This window comes from Leucobacter insecticola (assembly GCF_011382965.1).
GTDB lineage: Bacteria > Actinomycetota > Actinomycetes > Actinomycetales > Microbacteriaceae > Leucobacter > Leucobacter insecticola.
In genome coordinates, this window is record NZ_CP049934.1 from 768188 (window position 1) to 792148 (window position 23961).

The following is a 23961-nucleotide window of genomic DNA, read 5'->3' on the forward strand; positions in this document are numbered from 1 at the left end:
GAAGCGAATTTGCGACACGGGACACTAGTGTCCTACGCCTTTGTCTCAGGCACGAGCAACTGGTGCTGCGCGAGCTCCCGATACAGTGGTGTGCTTTCGATGAGCTCCGCGTGAGTCCCCTCACCGATCACTCGGCCCTCGTCGAGTACGACAATCTTGTCGGAGTCGACGACCGTTGAGAGTCGGTGCGCGATGACCACCAGCGTCCGGCCGGTTGAGACGGAGTCGAGGGCCTCGCGCATGAGCCGCTCGTTGAGCCCGTCAAGGCTCGCGGTCGACTCGTCAAGTAACAGGATCGGCGGCGCGGTGAGCAGCGCCCGCGCAATAGCGAGCCTCTGCTTCTCCCCGCCCGAGAGCATCACGCCGTTTTCGCCGACTTGCAGGTCGAGGGCAGAGGTGAGCGGCGTGCTCTCAGCAGTCCGATCAAGCAGACCGCCGAGATTCACAGCGCGGAGCACTCTCTCGCAGGCGGCATCCGTCGCTTCGGGCGCTCCGAGGCGAAGATTGTCACGCAGGCTCCCGGCCAGCACAGGCGCATCCTGCTCGACGTAGCCGAGCTGGGCGCGCAATTCGCCCCGCTCGATCGTGCGAATGTCTGCGCCGTGCAGCGAAACAAAACCTGATTCGGGATCATAGAAACGCTCGATCAAGCCGAGAATTGTCGACTTGCCAGCGCCCGAGGGTCCGACGAGGGCGACCCGAGATCCGCGCGGCACCTCGAAGCTAACGCCGTGCAGCACCGGGGTTTCTATGATCTTGGGCGGCGCGGCCTCCGTGTCACGTCGCGTACCGCGGCGCACCAGTTCGCGAGCATCCGCGCGGTCGGGCGCTGCTGAACGATAGGTGAAACGCACGTCCGTGAAGCTGATCGCGGGGGCGTCCTCTCGCTGTACCTCACCGAGCGGCATGATGCGGCCGAGTGGTGAGAGCTGTGCATCATTGTCGGTTTCCGAGGGCAGATTGGATATTTCCTGAATTCGCCCGAGTGCACCGAGTGCTTGGTTCACCGCGCTGATCGCGCCAAAGGCTTGGCCGAGCGGCATGATCATGAGGAACAGGAAGATGATAAAGGTGACCAGCTGCGCAATGGTGATTGAGCCGGTTGCTACACGGTAACCGCCAAGCCCGAGTACCACGAGGAACGAGATCTGCACCGCGAGAAAGGAAACCGGCACAATGAACGCCGAGATCTTGGCTACCTTCACACCGAGCAGATAGGCCTCAGTTGCGTCGCCCTCGGTGGCGCGCTGTTCACGTTCGGCGGCCCCCGCGGCGCGGATTGTGCGAATTGACGAGATCGAACGGTCGACCTGCGCGGCGAGGTCGCCCACCTTCTCTTGCGAACGGGCAACAGCCGGGCGGATCCTGCTTGAGACGAACACAACAACAACGAGGGCGAGCAGGATCACGCCAAAGGTGATCCCGAACAGCACCGGATCGATTACGAGCATGCCGATCAGCGCGCCCACAAACACGAGCAACCCGCTGATCGCCTCGACAAACCCCTGCGTGAGTACTGCGCGCAGCAGTGTTGTGTCACTGCCCACCCGCGACACGAGATCCCCGGTGCGGCGCCGGTCAAACTGTGAGATGGGTAGGTGCAGGATCTTGGCGATGAGTCGTTTCCGGCTGTGCAGCACGACGCCCTCACCCATGCGTTGCAGCACGTAATGCTGCAGCCCACTGAGCACGGCGTCAACCAACACAATGCTAACGAGCACCCCGAGTAGCCAGCCGAGGGCCTGGCCGGCTTCCACTCTCGTGATGATCTGCCCGAGCAGGACCGGTTGCACGAGCGAGGCGACTGCCGACACGAGTCCGAGCGCCAACGCGAGAGTGAGCAGGGCGCGCTGCGCGAAGAGGTAGGGGACAAGCTCGCCTATGGACGCCCGTGGTCCCTGGGGTGTGCCGTTCGCGGAGCCAGTACCGCGCCGCGACTTCGACTTGGATCGCTTGCGGGATCCCGAATTGGGGGAGGAGGGATCGTTTGCCCCTGAGCCGTCGACGTCCGCGTTTTGCACTGCCACGGTCCTACTGTAGGCCCCCGCCCTGGCAGTTTGCTTGCCGCCCGTGCCCGCTTAGCGAAACCATATGGTCTCGGCAGGATACGGGGTCGGCCTAGGGCCGCGCGGCGCCCGGAGCTCGATGCGTGGTTGATCCCTCGTCGCGGATCCGGCGCAGCTGAACCGCAAGGTGCAGCGCGGCCTCGGTGGCTTCTTGCCCCTTCGACTCTGGTGCGCCCGGTCTCCCAGAACGGTCAAGTGCCTGCTGCTCGGTGTCCGTGGTGAGCACGCCAAAGCCAACTGGCTTACCGGTGTCGAGCTGCACCCGGGTAAGGCCGTCGGTAACGGCATTGCAGACATAGTCGAAGTGGGGGGTGCCGCCACGAATGATCACGCCGAGGCACACAGCGGCGTCAAAGCCGCTCTTCAGTGCCGCCTGCGCGGCGGCGGGCAACTCAAAGGCTCCGGCTACCCGGAACAGTGTGTGATCCGCTCCCGCTGCATTCGCGGTTGCCTGCGCCCCGGCGATGAGGGGAGACATGATTTCCTCGTGCCAACTCCCAGCGATGATGGCGACACGCAGTCCGCTCGCGTCGACGGTCAGATCCGGGGCTCCTGCTCCGCTCATGGGTCCTCCTTGGTGTGAGACGAGTGCGATACCCGCCGATTGAAACGAGTGCGACACCCGCCGATTGAGCGAGCTTGCGAGTCGAAATCAAGGCCCCCGACGCGCAAGCTCGCCCGCTGAGTCTGGACTACGAAATATCGATCGGCAGCGTGTGGCCCATTCGGTCACGCTTCGCGTTCAGGTAACCGACGTTGACGTCGTTCACGCCGACAAGCAAGGGGACCCGCTCGGTGATCGTTACCCCGTGCTCCTCGAGCTGCGCAATTTTGTCTGGGTTATTGGTGAGGAGTCGCACCCGGTTGATACCCAGGTCGCTCAGGATCTCGGCTGCTGCCGTGTAGTCGCGGGCGTCGGCAGGAAGCCCGAGCTGCAGGTTCGCGTCGAGAGTGTCGACACCCTGCTCCTGCAACTGGTAGGCGCGCAACTTGTTCGCCAGGCCGATCCCGCGCCCTTCATGCCCTCGCAGGTATACGACAACGCCACCGTGCTCGTAGACCTGGGCGAGGGCAGCGTCCAGCTGTGGTCCGCACTCGCATTTGAGCGAGCCGAAGGCCTCGCCGGTGATGCACTCGGAGTGGACGCGCACGAGCGCGTTGTCGCCGGGCAGCTCACCGTCAGGCCCGGGAGCGACGAGCGCGACATGGTCGATGCCGGCTCGGAGATCCCGGTACGCCAGGGCGCGGAAGTCACCGTGTCGCGTCGGCAACGCGGTGTCAGCCCGCAGGCTCACTCGGCGGTGCTGGCTCTCTTGCGGCGCTCCCTCGGGATCGATTTCGTTGAGATATGCGATCAGCTGTTCGATCGTGATCACGGGGATGTTTTCGCGGTTTCCGAGCTGGATCAGCTCGGGCAGTCGCATCATCTCGCCGTCTTCCTCCACGATCTCGGCGATGACGGCGACGGGGCGCAAACCCGCGAGACGCATCAGCTCGACTCCGGCCTCGGTGTGCCCGTCACGGGCACGCACCCCACCATCGACGGCGCGAAGCGGGAGCACGTGGCCGGGGCGTCGAACATCCGTGGGCACAGCATCCCGGTTGGCGAGGGCCCGCACGGTGGCGGTGCGGTCACTCGCGCTGATGCCGGTGGTGACCCCGTGGCTTGCGTCGACAGTGACGGTGTATGCCGTTCCGCGTACGTCCTCGTTGTTGCTGACCATCATGGGCAGCTCAAGCTGATCTGCGACCTCGTTCGACATGGGGGCGCACAGCAGCCCTGAAGACCAGCGCACGGTCCAGGCGATCCATTCGGCCGTGGCGAGTTCCGCGGAGAGAATCACATCCCCCTCGTTTTCGCGGTTCTCGTTGTCGGCGACGATCACAGGCCGACCGGCCTTGATCGCTGCGATGGCCTCTTCGATGTTGGAGATGCCCGTGCTGCTAGTCGTCATGAGTGTGATCCTTCGATGCTGGGGAGAGGTGCTGCTTGAGTATTGAAAGCGTTGGTTTCGACGACGCCGAGGCGGAGCATGCGCGCGACGTGGCGGGCGAGAATGTCGGTCTCGACGTTGACGCGATCCCCGGGCCGGAGCTCACCCAGGATCGTCGCCGAGAGGGTCTCGGGAATGAGGGACACCTCGAACCACTGCTCGCTCTCCTGCTCGGCGGCGATCGCCGAGACGGTGAGCGAGACTCCGGAGAGGGTGACCGATCCCTTATCGACGAGCAGCGGTGCAAGGGCGGCGTCGAGGCTGAAGCGCAGCACCTGCCACGCATCCCCCGGGGTGACCGACAGCAGCGTCGCGGTGCCGTCGACGTGCCCCTGCACGATGTGGCCACCAAGCCGGGTGTCTACCCGCACCGCGCGCTCGAGGTTCACCGCATCGCCGGGAGTGAGCTCCCCGAGCGTCGACATCCTGATTGACTGTGCCATCACATCTGCAGTGAAGGTGCCGCGGCCGTCGTTGGTGTGGCCCTGCTCGATCACGGTGAGGCACACGCCTGACACGCAGACCGAGGCGCCGTGGCTGGCGTCGCTCGTCACGAGGGGCCCAGCAACCGTGAGGCGGAGTGAGTCTTCGAGCGTTTCGACGGCGACAATTTCGCCGATCTCTTCGATGAGTCCTGTGAACATGGGATCCTTCCTATGCCTGAACTGCCGGGTTGGTGGGTGAAGGGGTGGCGTACGAGACGAGCGATCCGCGCAGCAGCAGGTCGGCGCCCAGCATGGCCATATGCTGAACGCGCACGCGCCGGATCCCGGCCATGCTGTCTACCCCGATGTCGCCGAGCGCGAGATGCTGCCCGCCGAGGAGCGCGGGCGCGATGTACACCAGCAAATCGTCGACGAGACCGGTGGCGAGGAACGCGCTTGCAACAGACGGGCCTCCCTCAACGAAGAGCCGGGTGATACCCATGTCGTGGAGCTCCGCGAGCATGCCGGGGATATCGTCGCCGGAGAACTGCAGCGGGGCCGCGAGCCCGCGTGCGGCAAGGGCGGGATGCTCGCGCAGTTTCGCTTTCGCTGGGATCTCGCGGCGCCCGAGCACGATCGGCACCGGTTGTTCAGCCGCGGGAACCAGCAGCCCGCCGGTCTCCGCGCGCGCGGTGAGCGCCGGATCGTCGGCAAGCAGGGTACCGGTGCCGACCAGGATCGCGTCGGCCTCCGCACGGCGGCGGTGTACATCGCCGCGGGCATCGACGCCCGTGATCCACTGGCTTGAGCCATCTGCGGCGGCCGCCCGCCCGTCAAGCGTCTGCGCCCACTTCACCGTGACGTGCGGGCGGGGGAGGTCGGGGGAGTGATTTCGACTTCTCGCTGCGCTCGTCGCTCAATCGGCGGAGTGGGAGTGCTGGCGGCGTCTTGAATCGGCGGAGTGGGGGCTGCAGGCACCCGCGCCAGCCAGGGGCCGATCACGGCCCGAGCCTCGCCGGGAAGTACTCCAGCGATGACCTCAACCCCAGCTGCCCGCAGCGTTGCCGCCCCTCCAGAGGAGGCGTCACCCGGATCGCTCAGCGCATACACAACAGTGCCGATCCCGAACTCGCTCAGCGCCACCGCGCACGGCCCGGTGCGGCCGGTGTGGTTGCAGGGTTCGAGGGTGACGACGGCCGTGAGTTCGCGGGAGCGGCGGCGCCACTCCTCAGGAACCCTGCTGAGAGCGTCGACCTCGGCGTGTGGTGTGCCGGCTCCGCGGTGCCAGCCCTCGGAGACAATGCGACCCTCTGGATCGAGCACTACACACCCGACCTGCGGGTTGATGTCGCCCGCCGGACCGCGCCTCGCGATCACGAGCGCGCGACGCATGGCGTCCGTCAAGATCTCTCGCTCTACCATCCGGTCTCACTGTCTGTGCGCGGACCGGGTGTGCAGGGTTTACGAAAGCCGTGACCCTGCGTTCCTCTCATCCGGACTAGGTGTACGTAACCGCACACCATCACCGTCGGTACCGGAATTCCACCGGTTCAGCCTCGCGGGAGCGAGGGTCGCGGACTTTGACCGCCGGTTCGGATTCTCACCGACCCCGGAACACGCTTCCTACTGTAGACCCTGTGGCGGCCCGGTGGGGCGTGTTCGCTGACAGCTTGCTGGGGGCTCGGATGTCCGGCTTCGCTAGCGGATCAGGCCGATGGCCGTGTAGACGCGATCGAGGGTGCGAGCCGCAACTTCGTTCGCACGATCCGCCGCAGTGGTGAGCAATCGGTCGAGTTCGGCGCGGTCCGAGAGGAGTTCTTCGGTGCGGGTGCGCACGGGCGCGAACGTTTCCTCAACAACCTCGGCGAGCGACTTCTTCAGGTCGCCGTAGCCGCGGCCCGCGAACTCGTCCTCGAGCGACTGCATGGATTGACCGGTCAATACCGAGTAAATCGTGAGCAGATTCGAGACGCCAGGCTTGGCCTCCCGGTCGAACCGAATCGAAGCGTCGTCGTCGGTGACCGCACGCATGATCTTCTTCTTCGTGACGTTCGCGGGGTCAAGCACCTTGATGAGCCCGGCCTCGCTTTCTGCCGACTTCGACATCTTTGAGGTGGGATCCTGCAGATCGTAGATCTTTGCGGTGCCCTTCTGAATCTGCGCTTCCGGCACGACAAAGGTGTCGCCGAAGCGCGAGTTGAAACGGGTGGCGAGATCCCGGGTCAGCTCAACGTGTTGGCGCTGATCCTCACCCACGGGCACCGCGTGCGCCTGATACAGCAGGATGTCGGCGGCCATCAGAATCGGGTAGGTGAAGAGCCCCACCGAAGCCGAATCTGCCCCGCTGCGCTGCGACTTGTCCTTGAACTGGGTCATGCGGCTCGCTTCACCGAAGCCAGTGAGCGTGTTGAGCACCCAGGCGAGTTCGGCGTGAGCCGGCACCTGCGACTGCACGAACAGTGTCGATTTTGCAGGGTCGATGCCTGCGGCGATGTATTGTGCTGCGGTCGTGCGGGTGCGCTCAGCGAGCTCCTTCGGATCCTGCGGCACCGTGATGGCGTGCAGGTTGACGACGCAGAAGAAGGCGTCGAAATCTTCTTGCATCTTGGTCCACTGTGAGAGTGCGCCAATGTAGTTGCCGAGGTGCAGCGAATCGCTCGACGGCTGCATGCCGGAGAAGATGACGGGCTTGGCTGGTGTGCTCATGGGGGTAGGCGTTTTCTGTGTTGGAGTGCGGAAAGTAAGGGGTTTCGACTCGCCTGGCGCAGTGGCGCCAGCGCACAATACGGAAGAAAGCGATGCTTTCTTCTCTGAGCATTGTACGCACTCAACCGGCGGTAGTGAGCGCGGGCATTATGCGCGATAGTCGACGATCACGGGGGCGTGATCGGACCAGCGAGTGTCGTAGGAGGGGTAGCGATCCACCCGATAGTCTTCGACCCTTTCGGCGAGAGCCGGGGTGACGACCTGATAGTCGATCCGCCAGCCGGTGTCGTTGTCGAAGGCCTGGCCGCGATTGGACCACCAGGTGTAGGGCCCGTCGACCTCTCCCGCGAAACGGCGGCCCACGTCGATCCAGCCGTAACCCGCGCCCTCGGTGCCATCGACGCCTGTGACGATCTCGCCGCGGGGCCCGAAGAAACGATCAAAGTAGGAGCGTTCACGCGGCAGGAAGCCGCTGCGCTTCACGTTGCCGCGCCAATTTTTGATGTCAAGCTCGCGGTGGCCGACATTGAAGTCGCCCACGATCGCGACAAACTCGCGCTCATCCATCAGCTCGTTCATGCGCTCGCCCATGGCGTCGAGGAACGCCCATTTGGCTTCCTGCTTCGGCGTATCAACCTCGCCGGAGTGTGTGTAATTGCTGATCACCGTGATCGGGGTGCTGCCGAGCATGAAGTCAGCTTCGAGCCAGCGGCCGGAGGACTGGATCGACTCCTGCGTATCAGGGGCGCCGAGGCCGATGCGATGCGCCGTTGACGGCATGCGGCTCGCAATTGCGACACCGGCGCGGCCCTTGATCTGGCAGGGATCGTGCAGGATGTGCCAGTCGCCGCCGAGCAGTTCTTCGATGTGCGAATTGTCGGCACGCACTTCTTGGAGCGCGAGCACATCCACGCCGCTCGTTGCCAACCACTCACCCATGCCCTTGCGGAAGGCTGCACGAATGCCATTAACGTTTACAGACGCAACGCGAAGAGTCTCAGCCATGCCGACCAGTCTACTTCTCCCTAGAACACCATCGGGCGGTCGTACTCGTCTTCAAAGGTGCCCCCGAAAAGTGATGGATCGACGTCACAGACGACGGGCACGTGGTCGCTGGGAGCATCACCCTTGCGTTCGTCGCGGTCGATGCTCGCGCCCGTTACCGCATCGGCGAAGGCTTCGGAGCCCATAATGAAGTCGATGCGCATGCCCTCGTTCTTCGGGAAGCGGCCGGCCTTGTAATCCCAAAAGGTGTAGCCCTCCGGCACGATCGGACGAACGACATCGGAGACAGACGGCGCGAAGGACGCAAACATCGCGCGTTCTTCCGCGGAGACATGCGTAGAGACACCCGGCGTGAAGCTGGGGTCGCCCATGTCGGCGTCGAAGGGGGCAATGTTCCAGTCGCCCATGAGCGCGAGCGGCAGCTCGGGATCCTCCGCCAGCCACGCCTCGGTGTTCGTGCGAAGCGCTTCGAGCCAGGCGAGCTTATAGGAGAAGTGCGGATCCTCAAGCCCGCGGCCGTTGGGAACGTAGAGGCTCCACAGGCGGAGATCCCCGACGGTCACGCCGAGGGCGCGCGCCTCGAGCGGCAACCCGTTGGGGCCCTCACCCTGCACGGCTTCCTGCCCCTTGATCGGTTTGCCAAAGCCCGGCATCGCGTCAAAGCCGCGAGAGACCTCAGTCATCTCGTGTTTGCTTGCGAACGCGACGCCGTTCCACTGATTCAGCCCGTGAATCTCGAGCTGATACCCGGCCTGCTCGAAGGCCTCGACGGGGAACTGTTCGGGCTTGCACTTGATCTCCTGCATCGCGAGGACATCAACGTCGTTGCGGACGAGCCAGTCAACGACGCGGCCATAGCGGGTGCGGATCGAGTTCACATTCCAGGTGGCAATACGCATGCCATCCAGCTTAAGGGTCACTCATCGGGTATCCCGCCCCGGCCGGTCAACTCCTCGGCAGCGGGCTCAGGTGTCACGGATGTGTAGTTCGCGGTGCTGAAGTACACATCCGTGACACCTGAACGTAGTTTGTGTGCTTGGGACGCCAGAGACTACTCGCTGCTGCGCGCGGCGCGGGCGCGGCGAGCAACCAGCATCAGCGAACCGCCGAGCAGGAGGCTCGCGAAGATGCCCGCCAGGAAGGTGGTGGAGGCCGGGTTGCCACCGGTCACCGCCAGCCCGCCGGTGTTCGGTGCGGTATCGGGCCGTGGCGTCGCGGGGACGACCGGCTTCACCTCCGGCTTCACCTCGGGCTTCTCCTCGGGAGCGACAGGTGGCACGACGGCCGGCGCTTTCCCGACGACGACGTTGTACACGTGGTCAATCATGTTGCCGTAGACGTCGGTGCGGCGCACGGAAAGCGGGAAGGTGCCCTCGGTCGTCGGCGCGCCAACGAACTTGCCGGTCTCGTCGAGCGTCAGGCCGGGAACCTCGCCATCGACGATGGTGAAGGGGCCATCCAGGAACCCATCAGTGACGGTGAACTGGAACTGCGGGGTGACGCCCACGGCCAGCACCGGATCAGCGTTGGTGAAGTCTGCGCGGCTGAGCGGGTAGCTCAGTGATGCAGAGTAGACGGTTCCGTAGAAGTTTCCCGAAACGTTGGCCGTCAGCTCGGTAGCATCTGCGGGGATGTCTTCCCAGACGGTCAGGCCTTCGGGGGTGGTCGTGGCCGATCCGGTGGCCTGCAGCACGATCCCCTCAGGCATCTTGAAGGATGCAGTCGTGGCTTCTGTCGTCCGGTAAGTCGACTCCGTCGCTGAGGCGAAGACAGGGGTGCCCGTCACTCGCTGGTTCATGAAGCCGACCACGGCAATATTCGGCCAGGTAGCGATCATCGTGAGGTCGGAGACTCGAGCACCATTGACGTTGAGGGTCCTGAGCCGCGGAAGGCCGGCGATCACGCTCAGGTCCGAAACCTCGGTGTCTGGCGCAGAGATTGTCGTGAGCTTCGGCAGCCCCGCGAGCGGGCTAAGGTCGCTGACGGTGGTCTCCTGGAAGTAAATGTTCAGGAGCTCATTGAATCCGCTGACCGGTGCGATACTCGACACCTGGGTTCCCGCGAGTTCCAGCTGGAACATCCTCGTCAGACCGCGCACGGGCTCGAGATCCGAAACGTCGGTCCAGTTGATGCGCAGGTACTCCAAGATCGGCATCGTCGACACTGCATCGATGTCGGTGATGAGGGTGGTGCTGATGTTCAGCTGACGCACCGTCGCGAGACCGCGCAGCGGTTCGATTGACGTGATCGGGTTCTTGGACAGATCCACAATGGCAAGCTTGCTTGCGTACTCGAGGCCGGTGAGATCGGTGATCCCCCGGTCGTTTGCGGTGAGAGACTGAAGTTTGCGTAGGGCACCGCGATTAATCACGCTGCCGCCGACTTCCCGGAGTACTGCTGCGCGAAGGTTCGCGTCGGGCATATCCACCAGTTCGTTGTCGTCTGGGAGCGCAGCGAAAGTCGCTACGCCCTGCGGCGCGCTCTCCGCCGGGATCGGCGCAGCAGCAAAGAGGTCGGAACCATCGCCAACCTCTGCTCCTCCGACCGGGATGCTCGTGAGCTGCGCGGTGTTGTTCTCCGCCGCAAACGCGGCGTCTACCGGAGATGGCAATGCCGCTGGAGCGAGCAGCGCAGCTGCGACACCTGCTGCGGCGAGCACGCGCAGACGCGAAGACGCGAAAACGTGTGCGTTCCGAATTTGGGCAGCGCCCTTTGAATATCTAACCAACATTCCCCCACAGGAAAAGCAACAAATGTTGCAGATTTTTCTGATAATTTCTTTGAATACTTGCCAAGACTATGGCCATCGTGGAGCATACTCCTTAACTGGTCCCGCAACAAGTTTGATGAGACACATGAACTCCATTTGTGCTCCATTTGTGCGCGACGTGTGCCGCCAAGAGCGCCGACTTGCTAAATATTGCTGCTCCGCGAATAATCTGAAGCAGCGAATCGGAGATGGTATGCGGCCAGGACACAGTGAAGCGGGGCCTCTGCCTTGGGTGAGCCTGCGGGCTTCCCTGCAGGCGATTGGCAGCGACACCGCGCGTCTCGAACGCGTGATTTCAGCGGCCGAGCCGGAGGCGTCAATCACCGTTTTGCTCGGCGAACTCGGCAACGGCAAGGCCTTCCTCGCGGAACAGGCCGCCGGTGCGCTCGCAGAACGCATCGGGATCCCGACCGAAGTCATCATTCTGCCGCAGCCCCCGCGCCCCGCAAGCGGGGTCGTGTCGGTGTTTGCGGCCGCAGCCCCCACCGTGTTTATGGAGGCAATGGATGATGATCCTGCGCATGAGGATCTGCTCCAGGACCCGGCGGCTCTCGCCGCGATTCTTCGCGACTCCCTCGAACAAGCTGCAGGCGGCCGCGCGCTTGTGCTTGTTGCGCCGAACATCGATGCCTACCCCGCACGTGACATCCAGATTCTTGATGCCCTCGTGCAGCAGCGACGGCTGAGGATCATTGCGACCGCGACGACCCTGAGCGGTGCCGCGGGTCGTATCGGCGGGGGCGCCCGGGCGCACAGCATTTCGATTGGGCCCATCGACATCGAGGAGGCCGCGACGTATCTGTGCGCCCTACTCGGGGTCGAGCAGATCGAGCAGGAGACGCTTCGACGATGGTATGCGGTGTCGGGCGGCAATAGCTACGCCCTCGCAGCGCAGGCACTTGCGAGTGACCAGGCCGGAGCGCTGCGCCGGAGCCGCGGAACAGCCTGGGTGGCAAGCGGTGACGACGCCGTGCCCGGTGAGTTTGCGACGGTGCTTGCTGGCTCGTGTACCGAAGAGGAGTGGGAGGCACTCGAGCTGATTGCGCAAGCAGAGCCGATTCTTGAGCCGGCCCTGCTGCGCAGTCTTGACGCGGCCTGCCTGTCGACCCTGTTCGAACGAAACCTGGTGAAGTCGATTCCGCGGCCTGGCGTCGGTGTCTCGCTGATGACGGGACATTCGCTGCTGGGTGCGTCCCTGCGTGCGCGGATATCTCCGCTGCGGCGTCTGCAGCTCAACGATCAGATCTTTCAGGTGCTTGATGATGCGCGCGGGACAGATGATCCGCGGCACACGCCAGACTTGCTACTGAGGCTCGTCGTGTTTGGGATCGAGGGCGGGCGAAAGCTGCCTGCCTCATGGCTCTGGGCTGCGTTCGAGCTTGTGGTGCGTGGCGGCGATCCCCGATTGGTGCTCAGCCTGGCGATGGCGATTGCCGGTCACGCCGATGCCGAACCTCAACAGGCCGGTACCGCAGTGCTCCTCGGTAATCGCATCGCCCGCACCATCGGAGATATCGGAAGCCTGCGTGCATCGCTCGATCTCATGCGCGGACTGCTCGATGAACCGGCACGCGCAGCTGGACTGAGTGACATGCTCCGGGTCGGGCTGCAGCTCGCGATCATTCGGCAGCGTGTATGGGACGACGATCCGGTTGAGGAGATTCTCGCGGCGCATGCGGCCCTGGCCGAAGGGCTTCCTGAGGACGAGGCCCTGGCTGAGCAGGTGCGCAGTTCCCTGGTGGTTGTTCTGGCCTATACCGGGCGGCTGCGGGAAGCCGCAGAAAAGGGTCCCGATCCGGTACCGTCAGGGGACCTCAAGACCGAATGGCTCCGTTCGCCCGCCCGTGCCGTCGTTTCGCTGATCCTGGAGCAACGGGGAGAGATCTCTGCGGCGATTGCGAGCGCAGAGAATGCGCGCAAGCTGAGCCAGCTCGGATCCCGCGCGAGACCGGAAAACGTCGATTTTCAGGGATTCTGCTGGCTGCTTGGCTACTGGGTGGGTGGCAGTGCCGAAGCCGCCCGGCAGGTGTTGAGCGAACTGGAGCAGGGGGCGTCCGCGACAACGCACGCCGAGACCTACTACTCGGGCCTGGTGGAGGCGGGGGCTGTGCTCCTGGCGGTGCAGGAAGGGCGGTGGCGCGATGCTGCCCAGAGCGCCGAGCGGCTGCTGGATCGTTTGAGCCGCCATGACAGCTACGGAATTGCGCCGCTGATCCAGGCCGCCCTCGCGCTCGCGCTTGCGGTGCTCGGAGAGCGAGATGCTGCAGTCTTGGCGATTCGTGCGGCGGAGCTGCCGAAGCGTGGGATCGGGCAGGCGCTTGCCGGACATCGGAGGCTGTTGACGCTGCGGGCTCGGCAGTGGCTCCGTGAAGGCGATGTGCTTTCTGAGGCCGAACGGCTCGCGGAGTGGGCGGGCTCTGAAGGGCTCGCGTTGATCGAGCTGCAGGCGGTTCACGCGATCGCGTTCGAGACCCGTGCGGCGCCGCCAGAGTTGGTCGCCCGCGCGCGGCAGCTCGCTGATGCTGTTGACCCACCGCTCGGATTGGCGCTCTTCTCGCACATCGATCGGATCGCAGTGGGCGTGGCCGTGGGTGAGGGTCCCAAAGAGAGCGAAGATCCCGAAGTTCGACTGCTCGCTGAACTGGGCGTTTGGTTGCCGCTTCCTCCCGCTCCCGGACTGACCTCACGGGAGCGCGAGGTTGTGCTGCTCGCGGCACTCGGGCACAGCAGCAAGTTCATCGCGGAGCGGCTGCACATTTCAGTGCGTACCGTCGAAACTCATCTCTCCAACGCGTTTGGCAAACTCTCGCTCGATAATCGCGATGATCTGCGGCGTTGGGCGGGCCGGGAGCGCATGCGAACGCTGTGAAAGAAACTTCGATTTCCGCGCGCCGTATGATCAAGCTAGGATGTATCACGTTGTTCTCTCTTGGAGACGTGCCAGAGCGGCCGAATGGACTTCACTGCTAATGAAGGGTCGGGGTTAACTCGACCGGGGGTTCAAATCCCCCGTCTCCGCCACTAGAACAACACAAAACCCCGAATCTCTGCGGAAGTTCGGGGGTTTTGCTTTGCCAGGGGTGTCTGATCGCCCGTAGGCGGAAGCTCCCAAGGATCACCTGAAGTGAGAGGAGTAATTGGGTGGCGGTTCCGACGCGTTTAGCACGTCATGCCGGAACCGCCACGCCATTGGAGGCATTGACCCGGGGAAAGGCGCCGCCTCCTGCGGGGGCGAACGCCGGGTGTCGAGAAATTTGGGGAGACCGACACTCCGGGTTGGACGTCAGGAAACTGACTAACCGCCCTTCGCAATCACTACTCTCGCATCGTAAGCGCTGGTGTGGGTGAGGAAGTCGATGGTTTAGGTGGAAATTGACGATCTTGCAGTGGAGAATCGCTCAAATTCCGTGCAAAAATGAGACTTTCTGAGGTGGATCCCTCAAAGTGTGTATCACGGAAAGCAGTGAGGGCTGTCTCTTTCATCCCAGATAACACATCCTATGCCATGTAATGTTTTTGTTCGATTTGTTGCTTCATTTCCGTCTGAGGCCCGGGATCAGCGCCGGCGTTCGTGCCCGATACGCCTGGTAATCGGGGTCGTCGCCCCACTTCTTCGCGGCCTTGTGCTCGAGTGTCGGAATGCCGCTGACGCGGGTCAGCAGCAGGATCACAAAGACTGGTGAGAGCAGCGCGACCCACTGCCAGCCCTGCAGGACAGGCACCGCGATGATGAGCACCCCGATCCAGAGGAGGATCTCGCCCAGATAGTTAGGGTGCCGCACGATCGACCACAACCCACTCGTGATAAAGCGATCCGCATTTGCGGGGTCGGCCTTGAAGCGACTCTTCTGCAGGTCTGCTGTCACCTCAGTGACGAAGCCGAGGATCCAGATTGCGATCCCGAGCCAGGTTGTCCAGCCTAGCGGGGCAGAGTGCTCCGAGGTGATGGTGATCCAGGCTGCCGCCGCGGTGAGGCTCACCCAAAGACCCTGCACGGTCCAGATCGACAGGAAACGAAGCTTCGAGGTCTTGATCTCATCGAATCGATCGTCGGTGCCGGATCGTCGATTGCGTAGGAACAGGAAGGTGCCCAGGCGTGCCGCCCACACCACGATGAGTGCCGTCAGAATGATGCTTCGCGGATCGAGTCGTGGTGATAGCGCCAGCATCAGCAGCGTGACTGAGATGTAGGTGGCGGCGCCAGTGGCGTCGAACACACGATCCGATTGGGCGATCGCGGAGGGGATATAGACGAGCCACTGCACGGCGAACGCGATGATGATCGCGAGCGCGAAGCCCGGGATCTCGCCGACGCGCCACCCATCGACGCTGCCCGCAAGTGCGAGCAGGGTGCTCAGAATGATGGTGGCGGCGATCAGGATGATTGAGCGAGAGGGGGGCTGTGGCATGAGGATTCCTCGGGTTGAAAGTGGGTTCCGGGAGGGATAAGTGCGCGAAGCTCAGGAATATAGCTCGGAGATGATGGGGGCGGCTTCTTGGAGCAACGCCTGACGCTTGAGCTTCATCGTGGGGGTGATAAATTCGGGTGCGCGATCCTCGCCGATCACGACGGCTCGCCAGGCTTGCACGCGCTCCGAGGGAGAGGCAGCAGCGTTTGCCGTTTCGATTGCCCCGGATATTTCCGAGGTGAGTCGGCCATCTACGCAGGGGCGAACGCCCTTGGTGTCGAGCGCGTGGGGGAGGGCATCCCCGCGTTCACGGAACCACTCGCGCGTAGCTTCCACATCCACCACCACGAGCGCGGTGAGGTAAGGCCGATCCGTGCCCACGAGCGCGGCGTGCGCAACGAGGGGATGGATCTCCACCGCAGATTCCCAGCGCTCGGGAGAGATGGTGCGCCCGGTTGAGGTGACGATCACGTGTTTCAGGCGACCGGTGAGGGTGAGCGCGCCGGCTGAGTTCAGATAGCCCAGGTCACCCGTGCGGAAATAGCCGTCAACGAAGGCGTCGGCGTCGTGTGCGCTGTTGCGGTATCCCGCGAATACCCCGACGCCGTGCGCGAGCACCTCCCCGTTCTCGGCGATTCGCACGGCGTTGCCCGGGATCGGTGTGCCGACGGAACCTGCAACGAGTTGCCCAGGGCGGCCACCGGTGAGCGGCGCCGTGGTTTCGGTGAGGCCGTAGCCCTCGATCACGGGCACACCAATGCCGCGAAAGAACCTCGGGAGCTCAGGGCGAAGTGTCGCCGCACCCGAGAGGAGGTAGTTGATGCGGGATCCCATCACTGAGCGCAGGCGCCCAAAGAAGACCCGCTCGAAGAGGGCATGCTTCATTCGCAGTCCGAGCGGCGCGGTCAAAGAGGGATCCTGATCCCGATCCTCAAGATATTGCCCCCACGCTACGGCGGTGCGGTGAGCTGCGCGCCACAGTGGCAGCACGTGTTTCTCGCGTGCGGAAGCTTCGGCGGCCGCCTCGATCTTCTCCAGTACCCGTGGCACGACGACCAAGAACGTCGGCTTCAGGATCGCGAGTGCCTGCACTACTTCCTTCGGATCCGAAAGGTGAGCAACTCGCATGCCATTCGCGATGCAGATCAGCTGCAGGGCCCTCCCGAGCACGTGGGTGAGTGGAAGGAACAGGACCGTATTGCCTGATTCCTGAACAACTTCAGAGTAGGCGGCAGCCGTGTTGAGCACCTGGCCGACAAGGTTGCGGTGGGTGATGAGCGCGCCCTTGGGATCTCCCGTCGTTCCCGAGGTGTAGACGATTGTGGCGACGTCACCAAGTTCCGCGGCGAGGCGGCGCGACTCCAATTCTGCGTCTGTCACTCCCGCACCAAGTTCCGTCAGCGCATCAAGCGAGCGAGTCTCGGGATCAAGGATCCACACCGCCTCTGTGGTGAGTGGTGCGCCGTATCCTTCCGCCGCTTCAACGATGCGGTCGCGCAGTTCAGCCGTGCCCGTGAAGGCGACGCTCGGCTCGGCGTCGGCGATGATTGCGCCAAGCTGCGCGTCCGAGGCCGTGTCGTACACCGGCACGACGACTGCTCCCGCGAAGAGCGCAGCGTGATCGACAACCGCCCACAGGTACTGGGTGGGCGCCATGATGATGACGGTGTCTCCGGCCTGCACCCCTGAAGCGATGAGACCCTTCGCGAGGTTTGAGACCTGTTCGGCAAACTCGCGCGTGCTGATCCCGGTCCACGGGGCGTCGAGAGGGGATCCGGGGGACCGCAGCTCGAACGCGATGTGCTCAGGTGCATCGCGGAGGCGCCGCATCAAGAGCTCGGTGACGTTCTGCACCTGTTCGATGTCGACCGATTGCGGGGTCGACGTGAGCTGAATCTCGGATACGGGGTGGCGCATATCGCTGAGAATAGCGGAATATAACTAGATAAGCTAGACAGTTGACCGCAGCTCAACAAGTGTTGCCGGACGAGATTAGTGGTGGAAACCGGGGTGGTCGGGGGCCGTCGGCATGGGGGCGTCGAGGGCCTTAAGGTAGGCTACCTCGGCTTTGAAGTCCGCGAAAAACTTCTCGGCCATGTCGAGCGACAGATCCCGGCGCACCACGATGCGCTGCACCGTCAGGTCCTGTAGGTCCGCCGGCATTGGGTAGGCGGGCACGATCCAACCCCGCGTGCGCAGCCGATCCGCGAGGTGATACAGATCCCACTTGTCGGTGTAGTTCGGGATCATCGACCACGCGAACACCGGAATATCGGTGCCGTCGTTCCACAGTTGGAACGGCCCCAGCTTGCTGATCTGCTGCGCCAGGAACACGGCAACATCTTGTGCACCCTGCTGCATTTCGGTGTAGCCAGCGAAACCCAGGCGCAGGAACATGTAGTACTGCAGCAGCACCTGGGAGCCTGGCCGCGAAAAGTTCAGCGCAAAGGTCGGCATGTCCCCGCCCAGGTAGCTCACCCGAAAGACGAGATCCTCCGGGAGCCACTTCTCCTCCCGCCACACTACCCAGCCGACGCCGGGGTAGACGCCACCGTATTTGTGGCCGGAGGTCGAGATTGAGTGCACGCGCTCGAGGCGGAAATCCCACTCAAGATCCGGCTGCAGGAACGGGGCGATCATAGCTCCCGATGCCCCGTCGACGTGGATCGGGATATCGAGCCCGGTCTTCTGCTGGATCTCGTCGAGCTTCGCCGCGATCTCGCGCACCGGCTCGTACATGCCCGTGTAAGTGACGCCCATGATCGCGACGACACCGATGGTGTTTTCGTCGACGTAGTTCTCGAGGTCGTGGCCGTCGAGCACCTTGTGGTCCTCGCTGATCGGCACGAGCCGCATCTCAACGTCCCAGTAGTTGCAGAACTTCTCCCAGCACACTTGCACGGCGCTCGACATCACGAGGTTCGGCTTCGAGGTGTCCTTGCCCTCGGCGCGGCGCCGGTGCTGCCAGAGGCGCTTGAAGGCGAGACCTCCCAGCATGCACGCCTCGCTGGATCCGGTGGTTGAGGTGCCGATCGCGGCGTCGATATTGGGTGCGCTCCACAGGTTCGCAAGGATCTTCCAGCAGTGTTCCTCGACCGCTGCCGTCGAGGGGTACTCGTCTTTGTCGATCATGTTCTTGTCGAAGGTCTCGGCGTAGAGGCGGTCGGCGTCATTGTCCATCCACGTGCTGACAAACGTTGCGAGATTCAGCCTGGCGTTGCCGTCGAGCAGCGCTGCATCGTGGACCAGCTGATAGGCGGTTTCTGGGAGGAGGGGCTCGGCGCCCAAGCGGTTGCGATCGGCGGCGGTGTGCCGGGTATTGCGGTCAAACACCGGGGTAAATTCGCTGTTTGTCATCTTCGCTTCCCTTCACGAGGTGCTGGTGGTGGGCGGCGCTGGGGAGTCTGCCCGTGACGCATCCGTAGTTGTAGTGTGCCACGCCGATCGGCGATAGCGCGGGATTCCAGCGCACAGCGCGACCACGAGTCCCCAACAAGCGTTGCGCTGTCATTGCCGCGCTGCTCGACGGTGAGCGGGATCAGGCGCGGGGCGACGCCCAGCACCATCATCCCGACGAGGGCGTAGGCCGAATGCCAGGGTTCAGTCCAGCGCACATCTTTACATTTTGGGTTCAGGCACCTTCGCGTCAGCGGGATCCTTCTTCGGCCATAAGGTGTAGCTCACAGCCCAGATCAGCTCAAGCACCAGGATCGTGCCGAGGACGCGGAAGGTGCCGGTGAGGGCCCCGGTGCTCGAGTCGTCGGCGGCGATCCAGATTAGCAACGTGAGCACACCGGCGGAGATGCCGACGGCGAAGAGCGTGCGGATCACGTCGGCCCAGCAGGCTTGCGTGTAGGCGACGCCGGTGAGTTTGACCGGGGCGGGGCCGTGCGCGAAACGGTGGGCGAAGTGCAGGTCTGCCCAGGCGATCATGCGGTGGCCGTAGGCGATCGAGAAACCGAGGTAGATGGCGGCGAGAGAGTGGGCGAAGGTGGCGATGCCGCCGTGCGCGAGATCCCAGCCGGCTGCCACGAGCAGAATGAGGTCGACGAGCGGGGTCATAGCGAGCAGCACTGCTCCGAGCTTGCGTCGCCGCAGGAGATAGCGTGCGGTGAGGCCGAGCGCGATGAAAACCCAGAATCCGATTTCGCAGCCGATGATGATCGCAATAATCACGCGCTTGGTTCCTCCCCAGGGGTCTGTACCCTCTGTGGCACGAGTGTGCTGGAAGTTTATATTAGCACGAGTGTGCTAAATGTTTAGGGGTCCTTGGCAGGAGAATTCAGGCGCCTGGCCGAGATCAGCTCGCCGAGCTTCACCGTCACCACCCCGATAATCACGAGTGCCGCGCCGACCCACTGCATCACCGACGGCGCAATCGCGAGCAGCAGGATCGTCCACAGGATCCCGAAAATCGGTTCGGAGTATCCGGTGAAGCTCGCCATGGTTGCGCCGAGATGTCTCGCCGCCGCGACGCCGAGCACGTAGGAGATCACCGTGGAGATGAGCACCATGCCGGCGACGACCAGCACCGGCGACACCTGCGTATCGAAGAGCGTGGTGGGATCCAGATTTGCCGCAAAGGGGAGGAATCCCGTCGCACTCACAATGATCAGAGCGCCGGCTCCGATCCCAAGCCCCAGGCCCACGAAGGGCAGCGGAGGAATGCCGTGATCGCTGCTCGCTCCGGCCGCGAAATACGATGCGTTGCCGACCGCGGCAACGAGCGCGAGCAGCACGCCGAGCGGGTGGAGAGTGGCGCCGGTTGCAACGCCCGCGACGGCGGCAAGGCCGAGTACCGCGATCCCGGCCCCAAGTAGCGTGACGCCCGATGGCCGCACCCGCGTGCGCGCCCAGTACCAAAACACCAGCATCACCGGGCCGAGAAACTCGATCAGCAGGGCGAGGCTCGGTGGAATGTACTGCACGGCCATGAAAAACGCGAGCTGGCAGGCGACGATCGCGAGCAGACCGAAGAGCAGTAGCGGACCCCAGGCGCGTCGCACCCGGTCCCATTTGCCGCGCAACATGATCGCGGTCGGAATTGCGAGCACGAGCGCCGCAAAGGTGATGCGCGCCGTGACTGCCGCGCCAGGGCTCCACCCGGAGGAAAGCAGTGCGCTCGCAAAGATTCCGGAGAGCGCGAAACAGCCCGCGGAGCCGAGCGCGAGGAGGAATCCCGTGACGGGAACGGATCTGCGCCGGGCAGAATTGTGAATCACCATTTGCGCTCAGCCTATGCGAAGATGCCGATTTTCATACCTTGTTATCCGCTCGCTTCTTCGAGCGTCGCACGAGCACCCACGCGATCCCCGCCACAACAACAGCCCCGATCGCGAGCACAACATCCGGAACCCCCTTTGTGGCGGTGAGCACCCACCCCTCAAGCCGAGCTTGATCTGTCGCCCCGAGGATCCCGCCGAGAGACGCGGTGCCCTGTGTGAGGAGCAGAAAAACACCGATGCCGATGGTCAGGATCCCGCCCACCAGTCCGGTCCAGGTGTTGCGCCAGCGGCCGATGCGGACCTCGCGCGGGCGCACCAGCCTGCGAACCACCGGGAGTCTCGACCACAGCAGGGCGATGAGGAGCAGCGGCAGCGCCATGCCCGCTGCGAAGACGAGCAGCACGATGCCCCCGTAGAGAGCGCTGCTACTCATTGCGGCAATCGTGAGCACTGCGCCGAGCATCGGGCCCGCGCACACCCCGGCGAGACCGTAGACCATGCCGAGTGCGTAGACCGATACAGCGGAGGTGTTTGACAGGCCCGATGCGCCGCGAAGCCTGAGGAAGGGCAGATTCAGCGCCATCACGACGCCGAGCGCGATGACGATGCTGGCCGCGATCGTGAGGAAGAGCGTCCGGTTCTGGTTGAGGAAGGTGCCGATGGAGCCGGCCAAGATCCCGAGCGGCACGAGTGTGGTGATGAGGCCGAGGTAGAACACCCCTGTGCGCGAGAGCACCTGCCGCGGGGTCGTGAAGGCGTAGGAGAAGAACGCGGGGAGCAGCATCACCGAGCACGGGCTCAGCAGGGTCAGGATCCCGCCTAGAAAGGCTCCGAGAAGCCCGATACTCACGGTGCCCTCACTTCTTGTCGGCGGGTTCTGCCTTGGCGAGGGCGGCCTCGATGAATTCGCGGAAGTTTTCGAGGGGTTGTGCGCCGGCCATGGTGATGTCGCCCGCGACAAAGTACGGCACGCTCTTCACGCCGATCTGTTGCGCGTCTGCCGTGCTCGTCAGCACCGCAGACCGCAACTGTGGGTCCGCGAGATCAGTCTCGAAACGGGCCAGGTCTGGAACCCCAGCGGCCTGCGCGAAGCCCATCAGCTTGTCCTTGGGCATGTCCGGATGACCGGATTCAGGGGCGGCGGCATACAGCGTCTCAATGTACTCGAAGTACTTTCCCTGGTTGCCTGCGGCGCGGGCGGCAACGGCGGCGTCGACTGACTGCTCCTCGAAGAAGGCGACGTCGTTAATCTCGATGCGCAGTTTCCCCGCGTCAACGTACTCCTTGACGATCTGGGGCATGGTGTCGCGGGAATAGACGGCGCAGAAGGGGCAGCGCATGTCGGTCCACTCGATGAGTGTCACGGGGGCGTCGGGGCGGCCGAGTGCCATGGGGTCGTTGGGGGTGTTGCGGACGAGTGCGGCCAGGAAGGAGCGTTGTGAGTTCTCCGATTCTGATTCTGCCGTGTCTGATTCTGCTGCGGTCGGCGCCGTGGGCTCTCGTGTGGACTGGGCTATGAGAGAGACGCCGAGGATGGCACACACCCCAAGCAGAGCGTAAGTAAACGTGAGTAGGCGGCGGTACTTCGTGGCGGGCACGGTGGCCACGCTCTTGGTCTCAGACATGCGTCTAGGATACAAGTAGAATCCTAGATGTCGCCTGGGTGGTGGGTTCTGACTTCTGGGTTGGTCGAGAGTGGGTGCGCGTGGAGTTTCAGGGCGGTTCGGCAGCAGAGCGGGCGTACCTGTATCTCCGCGACGCGATCCTTGAAGGCCGTGTCGCGAAGGGGGAGATGCTCGGTGAGGCCACCGTTGCCGCCGAAATCGGTGTCAGCCGGACCCCGGTGCGGGCCGCGCTCGTGCGCCTGCAAGAGGAACAGTGGATCACGATCTACCCCAAGCGCGGCGCTCTCGTTAACGGGCTCGCCGACGATGCCGTTGCCGATCTCATTGACGCCCGCTTCGTGCTTGAATCCGCCGCGGTGCAGCGGGTGGGGGTCGAGGGGCTGCAAGATCTGACGCGGCGGCTGCGTGAGCAGATTCGGGATCAACGCCGTGCGCTCGAATCGGAGGACCGGAGGCGATTCATTGAGCTCACGACTGGCTTCCATCACGCCTTTGTTGCGGCGAGCGGCAACTCCGTGCTTGTTGAGTTGAGTGAGCGGCTTGAGGATCGGCAACGCTACTCCCTGTTCCTGCTCGGTGAGCGGCTGCTGGATCGCTGTCGGGAGATCATCGACGAGCACGAACAGCTGGTCGAGGCGCTTGAGGATCAGGATCCCGCCCGCTTCACCGAGACCCTGCGACGCCACATCAACGACGTCCACAGCAAGCCCCAATAGGCGCAAGTGGGTTTGGGTGGGTGCTCACCGCGGGCGAAAACAAAACACCCGGCGGGAAATGAATTCCTGCCGGGTGTTTCTCTGTGTGCGCCCGAAGGGATTCGAACCCCTGGCCTTCTGATCCGTAGTCAGACGCTCTATCCAGCTGAGCTACGGGCGCATGTTGGTTACCCAACCTGAAAGACTTTACACGACCCGGCTCCAAAATGAAAATCTAGCGCCAAGATTGCTGTGTACCCCCAAGTCGGACCACAGCAAGCCAGGCCGCGGAGTCAGGTACCCTGGATCCCGTGGCAACGAACGCAACGAACAATCAGCTTGACCTTCCGCACTTCCCTGAACCCAGCGACGCGCTGAGGCGGGCTGAGTCGTTGATCCTTGAGATTCCCGACTACCCCGTCGAGGGGATCCTGTTCCGCGACATCACCCCGCTGCTCGCCGATGGACCAGCGCTGCGTGCCACCATTGACGCACTCATTGCCCCTTTCGCTGGGACCTACGACTACATTGCGGGGCTTGAAGCGCGCGGGTTCCTGCTCGCGAGCGCCGCGTCTTACGCGAGTGGTAAGGGGCTGGTGCCGATCCGCAAGGCCGGTAAACTCCCGCGCCCAGCAGCCGCAGTGGGCTACGAGCTTGAGTATGGCGTTGCCGAGGTTGACGTTCACGCAGACATGCCGCGCGGCAGCCGGGTGCTTGTCGTCGACGATGTGCTCGCCACCGGAGGTACCCTGGCCGCAGCCCACACACTCCTGCGCAAGCTTGATTACGAGATTGCTGGCACCGCAATTCTCTTCGAAATCGAGGGTCTCGGTGGGCGAGACACGGTGAATGATCCGCGGCTGCACACGGTCTTTCACAGCTGATTCGAGATCTCGCCATCACTCAATTGGTGGGTTCGAATGCTGACGCAGGATCGCCCCAGCGCTCGAGGCATCGCGGAGCGTGGAGGTGAGCACGAAGAGTGCGTACCAGAGTCATGCCGCGGCGCTGAAGCGTGACGGCCGGGCTCACGAGCCCGGC

21 protein-coding genes, 2 tRNA genes and 1 riboswitch are annotated in these 23961 nt (G+C 63.7%); of the genes, 4 read left to right on the forward strand and 19 right to left on the reverse strand.

Going from position 1 to position 23961, the window contains the following annotated elements; translation table 11 throughout:
• Nucleotides 1–32 precede the first annotated feature (32 nt).
• From G7067_RS03655 to G7067_RS03700, 10 genes are all read right to left on the reverse strand, one after another.
• Nucleotides 33–2021, reverse strand: a complete 1989-nt coding sequence (locus G7067_RS03655) for an ABC transporter ATP-binding protein (protein ID WP_166325717.1) — start codon at nt 2019–2021, stop codon at nt 33–35.
• 97 nt (nt 2022–2118) lie between these two features.
• Nucleotides 2119–2631 (reverse strand): 6,7-dimethyl-8-ribityllumazine synthase, encoded by a 513-nt coding sequence (gene ribH / locus G7067_RS03660; protein ID WP_166322061.1) that lies wholly within the window; start codon nt 2629–2631, stop codon nt 2119–2121.
• Nucleotides 2632–2758: 127 nt separating this feature from the next.
• Nucleotides 2759–4021 carry a GTP cyclohydrolase II gene (gene ribA / locus G7067_RS03665; RefSeq protein ID WP_166322063.1) on the reverse strand — a complete coding sequence of 421 codons (1263 nt, stop codon included), beginning with the start codon at nt 4019–4021 and terminating at the stop codon, nt 2759–2761.
• Nucleotides 4018–4704 carry a riboflavin synthase gene (locus tag G7067_RS03670; protein ID WP_166322065.1) on the reverse strand — a complete coding sequence of 229 codons (687 nt, stop codon included), beginning with the start codon at nt 4702–4704 and terminating at the stop codon, nt 4018–4020. The genes ribA and G7067_RS03670 overlap by 4 nt, the downstream gene beginning before the upstream one ends.
• 10 nt (nt 4705–4714) lie before the next feature.
• Nucleotides 4715–5341 carry a RibD family protein gene (locus G7067_RS15130; protein WP_166322067.1) on the reverse strand — a complete coding sequence of 209 codons (627 nt, stop codon included), beginning with the start codon at nt 5339–5341 and terminating at the stop codon, nt 4715–4717.
• Entirely contained in the window at nt 5338–5907 is a 570-nt protein-coding gene (locus tag G7067_RS15135) for a bifunctional diaminohydroxyphosphoribosylaminopyrimidine deaminase/5-amino-6-(5-phosphoribosylamino)uracil reductase RibD (RefSeq protein WP_425280691.1), read from the reverse strand. Before G7067_RS15135 ends, G7067_RS15130 begins: the two co-directional genes overlap by 4 nt.
• Before the next feature lie 55 nt (nt 5908–5962).
• Nucleotides 5963–6106: riboswitch (FMN riboswitch) on the reverse strand.
• Nucleotides 6107–6183: 77 nt separating this feature from the next.
• The gene (gene trpS, locus G7067_RS03685; protein WP_166322069.1) at nt 6184–7191 is read right to left on the reverse strand and encodes a tryptophan--tRNA ligase; all 1008 of its coding nucleotides are present in this window, start codon (nt 7189–7191) and stop codon (nt 6184–6186) included.
• A 147-nt stretch (nt 7192–7338) separates the two neighbouring features.
• Nucleotides 7339–8196, reverse strand: coding sequence for an exodeoxyribonuclease III (locus G7067_RS03690; protein ID WP_166322071.1), 858 nt, complete (start codon nt 8194–8196; stop codon nt 7339–7341).
• Nucleotides 8197–8216: 20 nt separating this feature from the next.
• Complete coding sequence (locus tag G7067_RS03695) at nt 8217–9095, reverse strand: exodeoxyribonuclease III (protein WP_166322073.1); 879 nt, start codon at nt 9093–9095, stop codon at nt 8217–8219.
• 152 nt (nt 9096–9247) lie between these two features.
• Complete coding sequence (locus G7067_RS03700) at nt 9248–10855, reverse strand: leucine-rich repeat domain-containing protein (RefSeq protein WP_166322075.1); 1608 nt, start codon at nt 10853–10855, stop codon at nt 9248–9250.
• A gap of 343 nt (nt 10856–11198) precedes the next feature.
• On the opposite strand from G7067_RS03700, the gene G7067_RS03705 reads away from it, so the two are divergent.
• Together G7067_RS03705 and G7067_RS03710 are read left to right on the forward strand one after the other, a co-directional pair.
• Nucleotides 11199–13835 carry a LuxR family transcriptional regulator gene (locus G7067_RS03705; protein ID WP_166322077.1) on the forward strand — a complete coding sequence of 879 codons (2637 nt, stop codon included), beginning with the start codon at nt 11199–11201 and terminating at the stop codon, nt 13833–13835.
• Nucleotides 13836–13897: 62 nt separating this feature from the next.
• Nucleotides 13898–13987: transfer RNA gene (locus G7067_RS03710), tRNA-Ser, on the forward strand.
• Between the two features lie 512 nt (nt 13988–14499).
• Here the strand turns inward: G7067_RS03710 and G7067_RS03715 are convergent.
• The 8 genes from G7067_RS03715 to G7067_RS03750 form a co-directional block, all read right to left on the reverse strand.
• On the reverse strand, nt 14500–15375 hold the full coding sequence (locus tag G7067_RS03715) for a DUF1295 domain-containing protein (protein ID WP_166322079.1): 876 nt from the start codon (nt 15373–15375) through the stop codon (nt 14500–14502).
• Nucleotides 15376–15426: 51 nt separating this feature from the next.
• On the reverse strand, nt 15427–17292 hold the full coding sequence (locus G7067_RS03720) for an AMP-dependent synthetase/ligase (RefSeq protein WP_166322081.1): 1866 nt from the start codon (nt 17290–17292) through the stop codon (nt 15427–15429).
• A 75-nt stretch (nt 17293–17367) separates the two neighbouring features.
• Entirely contained in the window at nt 17368–18732 is a 1365-nt protein-coding gene (gene gad, locus G7067_RS03725; RefSeq protein ID WP_166322083.1) for a glutamate decarboxylase, read from the reverse strand.
• Nucleotides 18729–18989: a hypothetical protein gene (locus G7067_RS03730; RefSeq protein ID WP_166322085.1), complete on the reverse strand. Its 261-nt coding sequence runs from the start codon at nt 18987–18989 to the stop codon at nt 18729–18731. The genes gad and G7067_RS03730 overlap by 4 nt, the downstream gene beginning before the upstream one ends.
• A gap of 4 nt (nt 18990–18993) precedes the next feature.
• Nucleotides 18994–19551: a hypothetical protein gene (locus G7067_RS03735; protein ID WP_166322087.1), complete on the reverse strand. Its 558-nt coding sequence runs from the start codon at nt 19549–19551 to the stop codon at nt 18994–18996.
• Between the two features lie 83 nt (nt 19552–19634).
• On the reverse strand, nt 19635–20600 hold the full coding sequence (locus G7067_RS03740) for an EamA family transporter (protein ID WP_166322089.1): 966 nt from the start codon (nt 20598–20600) through the stop codon (nt 19635–19637).
• Between the two features lie 31 nt (nt 20601–20631).
• A complete protein-coding gene (locus G7067_RS03745) occupies nt 20632–21450 on the reverse strand; it encodes a cytochrome c biogenesis CcdA family protein (RefSeq protein ID WP_166322091.1) in 819 nt (272 codons plus the stop codon).
• Nucleotides 21451–21457: 7 nt separating this feature from the next.
• Entirely contained in the window at nt 21458–22225 is a 768-nt protein-coding gene (locus G7067_RS03750) for a DsbA family protein (protein WP_166322093.1), read from the reverse strand.
• A gap of 38 nt (nt 22226–22263) precedes the next feature.
• Here G7067_RS03750 and G7067_RS03755 point away from each other — a divergent pair, with 38 nt between their 5' ends.
• Nucleotides 22264–22941 (forward strand): GntR family transcriptional regulator, encoded by a 678-nt coding sequence (locus G7067_RS03755; RefSeq protein ID WP_205881188.1) that lies wholly within the window; start codon nt 22264–22266, stop codon nt 22939–22941.
• Nucleotides 22942–23027: 86 nt separating this feature from the next.
• On the opposite strand, the gene G7067_RS03760 is transcribed toward G7067_RS03755, so the two are convergent.
• A tRNA-Arg gene (locus G7067_RS03760) sits at nt 23028–23101 on the reverse strand.
• Nucleotides 23102–23231: 130 nt separating this feature from the next.
• Between G7067_RS03760 and G7067_RS03765 the strand changes: the two genes are divergently transcribed.
• Nucleotides 23232–23804 carry an adenine phosphoribosyltransferase gene (locus tag G7067_RS03765; protein ID WP_166322095.1) on the forward strand — a complete coding sequence of 191 codons (573 nt, stop codon included), beginning with the start codon at nt 23232–23234 and terminating at the stop codon, nt 23802–23804.
• Nucleotides 23805–23961 lie beyond the last annotated feature (157 nt).